Annotated in this window: 7 protein-coding genes and 2 tRNA genes; 5 read left to right on the top strand and 4 right to left on the bottom strand. The window is 69.4% G+C overall.

The genetic code is table 11. The features are described from left to right. Positions 1 to 39 precede the first annotated feature (39 nt). The gene (locus tag KY661_RS06175; protein WP_225409320.1) at positions 40 to 1,074 is read right to left on the bottom strand and encodes a M23 family metallopeptidase; all 1,035 of its coding nucleotides are present in this window, start codon (positions 1,072 to 1,074) and stop codon (positions 40 to 42) included. A gap of 69 nt (positions 1,075 to 1,143) precedes the next feature. Continuing rightward, on the bottom strand, positions 1,144 to 2,580 hold the full coding sequence (locus KY661_RS06170; RefSeq protein WP_225409319.1) for a sigma-54-dependent transcriptional regulator: 1,437 nt from the start codon (positions 2,578 to 2,580) through the stop codon (positions 1,144 to 1,146). Positions 2,581 to 2,802: 222 nt separating this feature from the next. On the opposite strand from KY661_RS06170, the gene murJ reads away from it, so the two are divergent. The 4 genes from murJ (at position 2,803) to KY661_RS06150 (ending at position 6,896) form a co-directional block, all read left to right on the top strand. Further along, entirely contained in the window at positions 2,803 to 4,416 is a 1,614-nt protein-coding gene (gene murJ / locus KY661_RS06165) for a murein biosynthesis integral membrane protein MurJ (RefSeq protein WP_225409318.1), read from the top strand. Between the two features lie 271 nt (positions 4,417 to 4,687). Beyond that, positions 4,688 to 6,601, top strand: coding sequence for a S1 RNA-binding domain-containing protein (locus tag KY661_RS06160; RefSeq protein ID WP_263436777.1), 1,914 nt, complete (start codon positions 4,688 to 4,690; stop codon positions 6,599 to 6,601). Positions 6,602 to 6,670: 69 nt separating this feature from the next. Then, a tRNA-Met gene (locus KY661_RS06155) sits at positions 6,671 to 6,744 on the top strand. 75 nt (positions 6,745 to 6,819) lie between these two features. After that, positions 6,820 to 6,896, top strand: a tRNA-Met gene (locus tag KY661_RS06150). A 54-nt stretch (positions 6,897 to 6,950) separates the two neighbouring features. Here the strand turns inward: KY661_RS06150 and KY661_RS06145 are convergent. Next, positions 6,951 to 7,685, bottom strand: a complete 735-nt coding sequence (locus KY661_RS06145) for a 2OG-Fe(II) oxygenase (RefSeq protein WP_225409316.1) — start codon at positions 7,683 to 7,685, stop codon at positions 6,951 to 6,953. 73 nt (positions 7,686 to 7,758) lie between these two features. Further along, on the bottom strand, positions 7,759 to 9,906 hold the full coding sequence (ppk1, locus tag KY661_RS06140) for a polyphosphate kinase 1 (protein WP_225409315.1): 2,148 nt from the start codon (positions 9,904 to 9,906) through the stop codon (positions 7,759 to 7,761). Between the two features lie 100 nt (positions 9,907 to 10,006). Here ppk1 and KY661_RS06135 point away from each other — a divergent pair, with 100 nt between their 5' ends. Then, positions 10,007 to 13,204 carry a TonB-dependent receptor gene (locus KY661_RS06135; protein WP_225409314.1) on the top strand — a complete coding sequence of 1,066 codons (3,198 nt, stop codon included), beginning with the start codon at positions 10,007 to 10,009 and terminating at the stop codon, positions 13,202 to 13,204.

The following is a 13,204-nucleotide window of genomic DNA, read 5'->3' as shown; positions in this document are numbered from 1 at the left end:
TAGCCGCCATGCCCAGGGGTGTCAAGAAATGGGTGCGCCTCAGGGGCTGTTGCCGGCCACGGAGGGCGCCAGCAGCGAATCCATCCGGCGGATCTCCGCCTCCAGCGCGCCGCGCTGGGCCGCGGGCAGCGAGCGCCGGAAGGTGCGGTGGCTGTCGAAGGGATCGATGACGCGGTCATCCTGCGTCATGAGCTGGTAGTGCAGGTGGGGCGCGAAGGAGCGGCCGCTGTTGCCGCTGGCGGCGATCACCTGGCCCGTGGAGAACCGGCTGCCCGGGGTGAGCCCGCGCGACAGCTCGGAGAGGTGCAGGAACAGGGCCCGGCGCCGCTTGCCGCCCAGCTCCTCCAGTTCCACGCAGTTGCCGTTGGAGCCGAAGTTCCAGTTCTTGCGCTTGACGACGCCCGCGAAGGGGGCCTTCACCGGGGTGCCCACGGCGGCCTTGAAGTCCACGCCCTTGTGCCGGCGGCCATCGCGCAGCAGCGAGGTGATCTGCTCGTAGTCGTCCAGCGGCGAGTGCTCCAGGCGCATCTCCATCTCGTCGCCGGAGGGCAGGTAATAGCGCGGGTTGGAGTCACCCGAGGCCTGGAAGCGGTAGGCGCGGTGCGTCTGGCCCGTCTTGTTGCTGGCGAAGCGCACGGCGTGCACGAGCGGCTCCTCGCCGGGGCGCGTCTGGTACAGCACGTCCAGCGTGTCGCCGCGGAGGATCTCGTTGGGCACCTGCACCCACCAGACGAGGCTGCGCGTCACCACCTGGGCCAGCGCGGGGCCCACGGAGGGGTCCGTGGCCTGGACGAGCGCCGTCTCCAGGGGGCCCTCGATCTTCACGGAGGCGCGTGACAGCCCGGCGGCGGTCAACGGGTCCGTGGGGACCACGGGGGTGGTGGGGACCACCACGACGGGCGGGGCCGCGGGCAGGGCGGCGGCTGCAGTGGCCTCGGGCTCGCTGGAGGCGGGGCGCTGTTTCCACCACCAGACTCCCCCCGCGGCGGCACCGAGAATCATCGAAATGGTGACCACCGAGCCCAGGCGATTGCGCTTGGGGGGGGTTCCGAGAGTGGGAAGAGACGGCCGCATGCAAGCTCCCTGTGTCGAGCAGTTCCGCCGGGCCCAAACCGCCGCCCGCGCGGCGATATTTCGCCCCGCCTATTCGTCGGGACCGTCGTCCTTGCTGGCCCCTTCGTCCTTGCCCTCCGGGGCCGTGTCCCGGAGGCCGAACTCCTTCATCTTCGTTTGAAGGGACTTCCGGCTGATCTGAAGCAGCTTGGCTGCCCGGGTGACGTTTCCACCGGTCTCTTCCAGGGCCTTGGTGATGAGGTCCTTCTCGAGCTCCGCGGCCTTCATGCGGATGATGTCCTTGAGACCGGTCTCTCCCGTATGGGCCTCCATGGCGGGGGGGCCAGCGGGCGAGAGGGCGGGGGAGGTGTCGCCTTGACGAACGGGCTCCGGCAGGTCCTTGACGGTGATGAGGGGCCCGTCGGCGAAGAGCAGCACCCGCTCGATGAGGTTCTCCAGCTCGCGGATGTTGCCGGGCCAGGCGTAGGTTTGCAGCAGCGTCAGGGCATCGTCGGTGATGCCCTCGATGCGCTTGTTGAGGCGGCGGTTGTACTTCTCGACGAAGTGCCGCGCGAGCATGGGGATGTCGCTGCGGCGCTCCCGGAGCGCGGGCAGGACGATGGGCACCACGGCGAGCCGGTAGTACAGATCCTTGCGGAAGCGCCCGCTCTCGATTTGCGCCTGGAGGTCCTGGTTGGTGGCGGCGATGAGGCGCACATCCACGCGCGTCGTCTTGATGCCGCCCACGCGCTCGAATTCGCCCTCCTGGAGGGCGCGCAGCAGCTTCACCTGCATCTCGACGGGGATCTCGCCGATCTCGTCCAGGAAGAGGCTGCCACCGTCGGCCAGCTCGAAGCGGCCGGGCTTGGAGGTGACGGCGCCGGTGAAGGCGCCGCGCTCGTAGCCGAACAGCTCGGACTCGATGAGGTTGTGGGGGATGGCCGCGCAGTTGATCTTGATGAAGGGCTTGTCCCGGCGGCTGGAGGCGCCGTGCAGGGCGGTGGCGATGAGCTCCTTGCCCGTGCCGCTCTCGCCGGTGATGAGCACCGTGGAGGGCGTGTCCGCCACCTTGTCGATGATCTTGTAGACGTCCTGGATGAGCGGGGACTCGCCGATGATGGCGGTGCGCGCCTTGATGTCCGGACGCACGGAGTGCCGGGCGCTCTCGTGGGCCTTGGAGGCCTTGGCGATGACGGCGGACAGCTCCGACTGCTCGAAGGGCTTGGTGATGTAGTCGAACGCGCCGGCCTTGATGGCCTCCACGGCGGAGTCCACCGTGCCGTGGGCGGTGATGATGATGACGGGCACGTCCGGGTTGGCGGCGTTGACGCCCCGCAGGACGTCCATGCCGCCCACCTTGGGCATCACCAGGTCCGTCACCACGATGTCGGCGCCGTTCTTGTGGAACTCGGCGAGCCCCTGCTCACCGTTCTCGGCCACGGTGACGTCGTAGCCTTCCCGCCGCAACATGGCGGCCAGCACCTTGCGCAGATTCGCTTCGTCGTCGAGGACCAGGACCTTGGTCATGCGGTAGGGGCAGTGGGGGCGGAGGGGGGCAGGGGACCATGCGGCCCGCTGGGCCGACCGTCAAGCAAAACAGTGCCCCGCTGCCTTCCTGCTTCAGGGTGGTGAACGTCCCGCGTAGAGTCCCGCGCCCGCTTGACTGCTCCTGCTCCGCACCCTCCGCCGGCCCCCGGGCCTTCCCCCTCTACCCCCAAGTCCACTGGCGCCGGGAGTGGCCGGGGGGCCATGCTCGTCGCCGCGGGGATTCTCGCCTCGCGGTTGATGGGGTTGGTGCGAGAGCGCGTCTTCGCCCATTACCTCGGCAACGCGGCCGCGGCGGCCGTGTTCAAGGCCGCGCTGCGCATCCCCAACTTCCTGCAGAACCTGTTCGGCGAGGGGGTGCTCTCGGGCTCCTTCATCCCCGTGTATGCGCAGTTGCTGGGGCGCAAGGACCACGAGGAGGCGGACCGGGTCGCGGGGGCCGTGTTCGGGCTGATGGCGCTCGCCACCAGCATCATGGTGGCGCTGGGCATGCTGGCCACGCCCCTGTTCGTGGACGTCATCGCGCCCGGCTTCGAGGGGGAGTCGCGGGAGCTGGCCATCCGGCTGGTCCGCATCGTCTTCCCCGGCACGGGCCTGCTGGTGCTGTCCGCGTGGTGCCTGGGCATCCTCAACAGCCACCGCCGCTTCCTGCTGTCCTACCTGGCCCCGGTGGTGTGGAACCTCGTCATCATCGCCGCGCTGGTGCTGGCGGGGGGCCGGATGGGGGAGGCGCGCCTGGTGGAGGTGCTCTCCTACGCGGTGGTGCTGGGCGGGCTGCTCCAGTTCGGGGTGCAGGTGCCCTCGGTGCTGCGGCTGCTGGGGCGCTTCCGGCCCTCGCTCTCCGTGGCGAACGCTTCGGTGCGCCAGGTGCTGCGCAGCTTCATGACGGTGGTGATTGGCCGGGGCGTGGTGCAGATCAGCGCCTACGTGGACACGGCCATCGCGTCCCTGCTGTCCGAGCGGGCCCTCTCCTCGCTCTTCTACGCGCAGACCCTTTACCTCATCCCGGTGAGCCTCTTCGGCATGGCGGTGTCGGCGGCGGAGCTGCCCGAGATGGCCCGCGCCACGGGCGGGGCCACCGAGGAGGTGAACGCGAAGCTGCGCGAGCGCATCGAGGCGGGGGCCCGGCGCGTGGCCTTCTTCGTGGTGCCCTCGGCGGCCGCGTTCCTCTTCATCGGGGATGTGGTGAGCGCGGCGCTCCTGCAGACGGGCCGCTTCACGGCCGCGGACTCGCGCTACGTCTGGTACCTGCTGATGGGCTCCGCCGTGGGGTTGGTGTCCGGCACGGTGGGGCGGCTCTATTCCTCCACCTATTACGCGCTGAAGGACCCGGGGACGCCGCTGCGCTTCGCCGTGGTGCGGGTCTCCCTGGGGGCGGCGCTGGCCTGGGGCGTGGGCCTGCACCTGGCCCCCTGGCTCGGCCTGCCCCGGCACCTGAGCGCCGCCTTCATCACCGTGGCCAGCGGGCTGGTGGCCTGGCTGGAGGCCTTCCTGCTGCGCCGCAAGCTCGTCCGGGTTCTGGGAGGGTCCGTGGGGCCTCCGCCCGGGGTACTCCCCAAGCTGTGGATGTGTGCCCTCGCGGCGGGCGGGGTGGGGTTGGGCGTGAAGTGGGCCCTGTTCCAGGGGTTGGGGCCCATGCCGGGGGTGTCGGAGGAGTGGGGCGGCGGGTGGCTGGTGCCGCCCGCGTTGCACCCGGTGGCCACCTTTCTGGCCGTGGTATTGCCCTTTGGCGCCACCTACTTCGCTCTCACGGGGGCGCTCGGCTTCCCCCAGGCTCAGGCCGTCTTCCGGCGGGCGAAAAGGCTGTTGGGCCGGTAGCGGGCAGGGGCCAGGCAGCCGATTGCATGGAATGCAAAGGGCACCGCACTGCGTTCAAAAAGGACGCAGTGTGCGCAAAAGGACGCAAGCGTCTTCCGTCCCAGCTTGGGCTGTGTGTAGAGTGCGCCGCCTTTTTCAGGACCCGGTGTTTGCCTGAACCCTGGGCAGGATTTCCTTCAGGAAGGTCTCGGCAGTGAGCGACGAGAAAAGCGGTTCTGGTGGAGCCGGTGGATTTGGCCCGAAGAAGCCAAAGGCCACCTTCGGCGACGTGATGCTCGGTATTCCCTCTGGCCGCAGCGGCGAGCGAGAGGGCAAGGGGAGCGATCGCCCCAACGACAAGGGCCGAGGCCCTGGCCGTGGGGGCGGCGAGCGCGATGCGCGTCCGAAGCCCGAGGGTGAGGCGGGTGGCGCGTCCACCTCCGCCCCTCGCGAGGATCGCCGTCCCCGGGGCGGCGGTGGCGGCGAGCGCCGCGGCGGCGGTGCCGGTGGGGGCGAGCGCAAGCAGGGCCCCATGGTGGTGGTGAAGCGCGCCTCGGGGGTCATCGAGACGCGCGGCCCCTCCAGCGAGCAGGCCCCCTCCGAGGTGGGTGAGGCCCCCGCGGCCCCGGCCGCCGAGGCGTCCGCCGCGCCGGTGCCCACGCCCCGTCCCGTGCCCGCGCCGTCCAGCGCGCTCTACGAGGAGGTGCCCGAGAACGAGTCCTTCGCGGAGATGTTCGAGGCGCAGGTGAAGGAGGGCGGAGTGCCCGCCCGCCGCAGCGTGCGCATCGGTGAGAAGGTCACCGGGAAGATCTTCCAGCTGGGCGCGGACACCGCGTTCGTGTCGCTCGATGGCGTCAAGAGCGAGGCGATGATCGAGCTGCGCGAGCTGAAGGACGACGAGGGCATCCTGCGCTACGGCGTGGGCGACCCGATCGAGGCGCACGTCATCGAGGCGGGCGCCCGTGGCGTGCTGCTGAGCCGCACGCTGGCCAAGGGCAGCGCCTCCATGGCCATGCTGGCCGAGGCCCGCGCCTCGGGCATGCCCGTGGAGGGCATGGTGCTGAGCGTGAACAAGGGCGGCGTGGAGGTCGCCATCGGCGATGTGCGCGCCTTCTGCCCCATCAGCCAGCTCGACCTGCGCTTCGTGGAGAAGCCGGACCAGTTCATCGGCGAGAAGCTGACCTTCCGGGTCACCGAGGTCCGCGAGCGCAACGTGGTGCTCTCGCGCCGCGCCCTCCTGGAGGAGGAGCAGCGCAAGCAGGCCGAGCAGACGCGCAAGACGCTCGCCGAGGGCAAGGTGATCAAGGGCAAGATCACCGGCGTGCGCGACTTCGGCGCCTTCGTGGACGTGGGCGGCGTGGAGGGGATGATTCCCGTCTCCGAGATGTCCTACCAGCGCGTGGGCCACCCGAACGACGTGGTGAAGGTCGGCGACGAGGTGGAGGTGGAGATCCTCCGCATGGAGGCGGGTCAGCCGAACTCGCCCGACAAGGCGAAGCAGAAGGAGCGCATCACGCTCTCGCTGCGCGCCCGCCAGGAGGACCCCTTCAAGGTGGCGCTGGCCGAGCTGAAGGAAGGCGACCGGCTTCAGGGCAAGGTCGTCCGGCTGCAGCAGTTCGGTGCCTTCGTGGAGCTGCGCCCGGGCGTGGATGGCCTGGTGCACATCTCCGCGCTCTCCGACCGCCGCATCGCGCACCCGCGCGACGTGGTGCAGGTGGGCGAGACCATCTGGGTGACGATCGAGAAGATCGATCCGAACGAGAAGCGCATCGGCCTGCGGAAGATCTCCGAGGAGGAGGCGCAGCGCCCCGCCGAGGAGCGCACGGCGGCCCCCGCCGCGGCGAAGCCTGCCGAGCCCGCGGCCCCGCGCCCGAAGGTGGGCCAGGTGGTCACCGGCAAGGTGGACCGCATCGAGCCGTACGGCGTCTTCCTGGCCTTCCCGGGCGGCAAGGGGCTGATTCCCGCCGCCGAGACGGGCACGGACCGGGGCACGGACCTGCGCAAGCACTTCTCGCTGGGCCAGGAGGTGAAGGTGGCCATCCTGGACATCGATGCGTCCGGGAAGATCCGCCTGTCGATCACCGCCGCCGAGCGGGCCGAGGAGCGCGCGGAGCTGGATGCGTGGCAGAAGAGCCAGAAGCCGAGCGGTGCCGGCGGCAAGGGCTTCGGAACGCTCGCCGACCTGCTGAAGAACCGGAAGGCCTGAGGCGGGGCCTCCGAGGGAAAAAGGTGTTGACGCTCAGGTGGGGGGGCGGTACTTAGCCTCCCACTTCGCCGCGGGGTGGAGCAGCCTGGTAGCTCGTCGGGCTCATAACCCGAAGGTCGCAGGTTCAAATCCTGCCCCCGCAACTCGTAAGTCCGGGGGCTCTTCCGGGATGACTGGAAGAGCCCCAGGTGTTTCAAGGCAGCGCATCAACTTCATATCGCGGGGTGGAGCAGCCTGGTAGCTCGTCGGGCTCATAACCCGAAGGTCGCAGGTTCAAATCCTGCCCCCGCAACCATCGAAGTCGAACGGAAACCCCGGCCCTCAAGGCTGGGGTTTTTTGTTTTGGGCGCTACGGGCCGTTCGAGGAGCGCTTCTGCGCCTCGGAGGGCTCCCGGTCCCGGTGCGCGTCCAGGTAGGCCCCGAAGCCCGCCTTGGACTGGATGCGGAACGGGGCAATGCGCGCGAGGGCCTCGGGGCCGAAGGCGTACTGCTCGCAGACGAGGCTCGCGCGCAGGGCGCCTTCCGGGCCGCCCGTGAACGGTTGCACTTCGTGCTGAAGGTCTCCCCGGAAGTGCACGAGCAGGCCGCTCCGGGGCCGGACCTGTCCCAGGGGTTGGTTGTCGCGCAGCAGCCGCAGCGCGCCCCCCTGGATGCCCGGGGGAACCTGGAGGTAGAGCACGCTCACGTGTTCGGGCACGGCATCCGCGACGCCGCTGGGCTCCTGGAGCGTGGCGTCGATGTGCCGGCCCACGCCCTTGCCCGCCTCCAGCAGCAGCAGGTTGACGTAGAAGGCACTGGGCCGGAGCCGCTCCGGGCGAGGGCCGAAGAGCCGCTCCCGCCAGGGCAGCAGCCCGCGCGCCGTCGTGGAGGAGGTCACCAGCGCCAGGTACTCCGAGAGGAAAGGGAAGCGCTCCTCCAGGGTGGCCCGGCCCGCCTCGGTGAAGATGAAGGCGAAGCCCCGGCTGGCCTGGAACGTCCCCATCAACGGGCTGCGCGCCACGAAGCGTGAGCGGAGCAGGGCCTCCCGGAGGGCTTCCAGCGAAGGGCCGGGCAGGGCGTTCCGGTGGGTGACGTACTCGCTCACGCCTGCGAGCGTACCGGCTCCGGGTGCAAAGGGGCACACCCCCGGAGGCGGAAGCGCTCGCCTGCTGGGCCGATCAGGGCACGGGACGGCCGCTGCTGGCCTGGACCATGCGCGTGGCCCGCTCCATCAACTCCGCCTGGGCCCAGCGCTTCTCCCCCTGGGGCGTGCGCCGCTGCCAGGCCCCCGCCGCCTGAAGCTCCCAGGCATGCGTGTTGTCCGCGAGGGACCGGTCGAGCAGGTCCCGGATCTGCGCCAGCAACGGGGGATCCTCCACGGGCACCAGCGCCTCGACCCGGTGGTCCAGGTTGCGGGGCATCAGGTCCGCCGAGCCGATGTAGCAGCGCACCCCGGCGGCCCGCTCGAACAGGTAGATGCGCGAGTGCTCCAGGAAGCGGCCGAGCGTCGAGACCACCCGGATGTTCTCGGACAACCCCGGGACGCCGGGACGCAGGCAGCAGATGCCCCGGATGTTGAGCTCCACCCTCACCCCGGCCCGGGAGGCATCATAGAGCGCGAGGATCATCGCCGGGTCCACCAGCGCGTTCATCTTCATCTGGATGCGCGCGGGCTTCTCGGGCGAGTGGGCCTGCGCCGTGCGGCGGATCTCCTCCAGCAAGCCCTCCCGCATGTTGAGGGGCGCCACCAGCAGCTTGCGGAAGGACTGGGGGCGGGCGAAGCCGGTCAGGAAGTTGAAGAGGTCCGCCACATCCGCGCCGATCTCCGGATCCGTGGTGAACAGCCCCAGGTCCGTGTAGAGCCGCGCCGTCTTCGGGTTGTAGTTGCCGGTACCAATGTGGACGTAGTGGCGCACCTTCTCGCCCTCGCGCCGGACGATGAGGATGGCCTTGGCGTGTGTCTTCAGGCCGGGGATGCCGTAGACGACGTGAACCCCGGCTTCCTCCAGCGCGATGGCCCACCGGATGTTGGTGCGCTCATCGAAGCGGGCCTTGAGCTCCACCATGCACACGGCCTGCTTGCCGCTCTCGGTGGCGCGGATGAGCGCGGGCACCAGCGGCGAGCTGTCCGAGGTCCGGTACACCGTCTGCTTCAGGGCGAGGACGTCGGGATCTCCCACCGCCTCGGTGACGAAGCACTCCACCGAGGTGGAGAAGGACTCATACGGGTGGTGGACGAGCAAGTCCCCCCGGCGCATCGCCGCCATCACCGAGTGGGTCTCCGCGTCGGGGTCCGCCCGCAGCCGGGGCTGCGTGACGGGGCTCCACGGCGGATCCCTCAGCCCGGTGAAGCCGGGCGTGCCCAGCACCGCGTGGAGATCCGTCAGGGCGAGCAGCCCCTTCTCCTCGTACACCTGCCGGGGCTCCAGCTTGAGCGCCTCCATCAGCGGCTCGAGCAGCTTGGGGCTCATGCCCTCCTGGATCTCCAGGCGGATGACATCCCCGAAGCGGCGCTCGCTCAGCTCCGTCTGCACGGCCACCAGCAGATCCTCGGCGTCGTCGGACACCGTGAAGTCCGCGTCCCGGGTGACCCGGAAAAGCCCGTAGTCCAGCACCTCCATGCCGGGGAACAGCGCCCCCAGGTGGAGGGCGATGATGTCCTCCAACGGGACGAAGTCCGTGCGGCCCTTGAGCGGCACGAAGCGGGGTAGCACCTCCTTGGGCACCTTCACCCGTGCCACGTTCTCCGTCTCCGCTACGGGGTCTCTCAGCAGCACCGCGAGGCTCAGCGAGAGGTTGGAGATGTACGGGAAGTGCCGGCCCAGCCCGATGGCCAGGGGGGTGAGCACCGGGAAGATCTGCTCGCGGAAGCGCTGGTCCACCTGCGCCCGGGCCTCCGGGTCGAGCCCCTTCATGGACAGGATGCGCAGCCCCTTGTCCGCCAGGGCCGGGCGCAGGGTCTGCTCGAAGCAGGCGCTGTGCCGCTGCCCCTGCTCGCGGATGCCCGCGTTCAACCGGTCGATCGTCTCGCCCGGGCTGGCCCCATCCGGTACCAGCCGGGTGCCCCCGGTGCGGGCCTGCTCGTGCAGCCGGGCCACCCGGATCATGAAGAACTCATCCAGATTGCGGGCGTAGATGGCGCAGAACTTCAGCCGCTCCATCAAGAGTTCCGAGGAATCCTCGGCAAGCTGGAGCACCCGGTCATTGAAGGCAAGCCAGGACAGCTCCCGGTTGAAGAAGAGGTTCCGGTCCGGCAGTTCCATGCCTTCCGGGATGACATCCCGCTCATTGGGCTTGGAGTGAGTGCCCTTGCCGCGCTTCGCCATGGGGGGATGCGAGCAAGCCTCTCCCGCGTGTACCAGATGGGGTTTTGGCTTTTTTACACTTTGAGACAAAGTGCGGCGGCCAGTGCCAGAGGGGTTCACCGTGGAAAGTCGTCGTCATCTCGCGCGAGCGCTGTGTCTTGCCGCCGTGCTGCTGGGCTTTGGGGCCTGGGCGCAGGGCACCTCGGTCATCACCGGGACCATCCTCGACGCCTCGACCCGGAAGCCCCTGCAGGACGCAGTCGTGACGGTCATCGCGCCCCAGCTTCAGGGCGAGCAGTTGGTCGTCACGGATGCGAGCGGCCTGTACCGCATCCCCCAGCTTCCCTCGGGCGTCTACACCCTGCGGGTGGACCGCGACGGCTTCAAGCCCTACGCGCGCGGCGAAATCACCCTGCGCCTGGACCGCACCATCCGCGTCAACGTCGAGCTGCTGCCGGACGCGCTGAGCGAGGAGATCGCCATCACGGCCGCCGCGGCCACCGTGGACGTGGGCTCCAGTGCCCAGGGCGTGAGCGTGGACGCGGAGGTGATCCGCAACCTGGCCGTCATCCGGCCGGGGACGAAGGGCTCGGCCTCGCGCTCCTTCGAGGGCCTGGCCGAGCTGGCCCCGGGGGCCCAGGAGGACACCTACGGGGTGAGCATCAGCGGCAGCAGCTCCCCGGAGAGCCAGTACGTCGTCGACGGCCTGTCCGTGAATGATCCCGGCGTGGGCACGGTGGGCACGCCCCTGTCCGTGGAGTTCGTGAAGGAGGTCAACATCATCACCAGCGGCTACATGCCCGAGTACGGCCGCTCCACGGGCGGCGTGCTCAACGTCGTCACGAAGTCCGGCTCCAACGAGTTCCACGGCTCCGTCTTCGCCAACATGGCCCCGGGTTTCCTGCAGAACTCGGGGACCGCCATCCAGCAGCAGGGCAGCGTCATCTCCGCGCAGGGCAAGCCGTGGAACCTGGGCGACTTCGGCTTCGATCTCGGCGGGCCCATCCTCAAGGACAAGCTCTGGTTCTACGGAGGCGTGGCCCCCTCGTTCAACCGCATCCGCGTGGAGCGGCGGGTCAACGCGCTGGACATCTGCACGGAGCTGGATCCGGAGAACGGCTGCGAGAAGGTGGGCAGTGCACGCATCGACCCGGAGACCCGCTACACGCAGACGATTCCCCTGTGGGGCAGCCGGGTCAACCGCTTCGCCGATGAGCGCAGCCTCCAGTACCTGGCCAAGCTGACGTACAACTTCAACCCGGATCACAACCTCTCGGTGTCCGCCTTCGGCACCCCGCGCTCCTCGGGAGGGCAGGGCAAGTACTCCTTCAGCGACGACGGCGCCCCGGAGGTCTGCTCGGGGCTGTCGTGTACCGCCTATGTCCAGGGCACCTACGACTCCATCGCCACCCGGCGGGAGAACGATGCGCTGGACCTGGTGGCCAAGCAGTCCTCCTCGTTCTTCAACAAGACGTTGCTCGTCGATGCCACGGTGGGCTGGCACCACCAGGAGGACTCCATCCTCCCCTCGGACGGCTCGGGGCTGAACACGGGCGTGGGCCTGTCGGCCGAGCCGCGCATCAGCTGGCGCCGCACGCGCAACCCGGGCTCCCACACCATCCTCGAGTTCGAGGATCTGCCGTTCACCAGCGCCTGCGGGGCCACCGTGGCCGAGCAGCGGCAGCGCTGCCCCGTGAGCGCCTACACCACGGGTGGCCCGGGCACCATCAGCATCCAGCGGCTGGACCGCGTGCAGGGCAAGGTGCTGGGCACGTACCTCGTCCAGGCGCTCGGCCACCACATCATCAAGGCGGGCTTCGACGCGGAGCGGACGAGCTTCTACAACAACCGGGCGCGCACGGGCTTCGCCCAGTGGCAGGAGTGCACGGACGGCTCGTGCTTCTTCAGCCTCAACCAGTACGGCTACCTGGCGGCGCCCGACACCCCCGTCTTCCTGGAGACGAAGGAGGGCACCTCCCACTCGGTGACGGTGGGCGGCTTCCTCCAGGACAGCTGGTCCGTGCTCGACAAGGTCACCGTCAACGTGGGCGTGCGCTACGACATGCAGACGCTCTATGGGCTCGATGACAAGGTGGGGCTGAACCTGCCCAACCAGTGGTCGCCCCGCGTGGGCGTCATCTACGACTTCACCCAGCAGGGGCGCTCGAAGCTCTTCGTGAACTACGCCCGCTTCTACGAGAGCGTGCCGCTGGACATGGCGGACCTGTCCTTCCCGCAGCAGCAGCTCCTGTCGGCTACCTACAAGGCGCCGCCGTGCAACCCCACGGTGCCGGGGAACCTGGAGGAGGCCTGCTCCATCGCCCCCAACCGGGACGTCATCGGCAACCTGGAGAGCCCCAACCAGGGCTGGGACGCGCAGGGCGGCGACCGCGTCTCCGTGGACCCCAACATCAAGCCCCAGTCCATGGACGAGCTCTCCGCAGGCGCCGAGTACGAGCTGCTGCTGGGCCGCTTCGGGGCCGCCTACACGCTGCGCAGCCTCAACAACGTCATCGAGGACATGAGCCGGGACGACGGCAACACGTTCTTCCTGGGCAACCCCGGCAAGGGGTACTCGTCGGACTTCCCGGTGGCGCGCCGCCGGTACGACGGGCTGAACCTCTACTACCAGAAGAACTTCTCGAACCAGTGGCTCGCCCAGGCCAGCTACACGTGGTCCCGGCTGCGGGGCAACTACTCGGGCCTCTTCCGCGCGGACACGGGCCAGCTCTCGCCCAACCTGACGCGCGACTTCGATCTGCTCTCGCTGACCTTCAACCGCGATGGTCCGCTGCCGGGCGACCGGACCCACAGCTTCAAGATCTTCGGTGCGCGCGAGTTCGCCCTCGGCCCCGCCATGAGCCTCAACCTGGGCGGCAGCTACCGGGCCCGCTCGGGCACGCCGCTCAACTACCTGGGCGCGCACCCGCAGCGCAGCGGCTCGGAGACGTTCATCCTGCCGCGTGGCAGCGCCGGCCGGCTGCCGTGGGTGCATGGCATCGACACGCGCGTGGGCTTCAACCGGAAGCTGCCGGGCAACTCCACGCTGACCCTGTCGCTGGATGTCTTCAACCTCTTCAACTTCCAGCAGTACACCGCCGTGGATCAGACGCTCACCACCACCCGCGTCTACGCCATCGAGCAGGGCGGAAGCCCCGCGGGCGTGGAGGCCTGCGTGACGGGGCAGGGGGAGTGCCAGGTCATCTCCACGTCCACGAACAAGCCCATCACCTCCGCCGACCTCAACCCCAACTTCAAGCGCCCCATTACCTACCAGGCCCCCCGGTCCGTCCGCCTGGGCGCGAAGATCAGCTTCTAA

Source organism: Allostigmatella hybrida, from assembly GCF_020103775.1.
GTDB lineage: Bacteria > Myxococcota > Myxococcia > Myxococcales > Myxococcaceae > Hyalangium > Hyalangium aurantiaca.
Note: the sequence above shows the minus strand (reverse complement) of the source record. Positions and strands in the feature narration are given on the sequence as shown.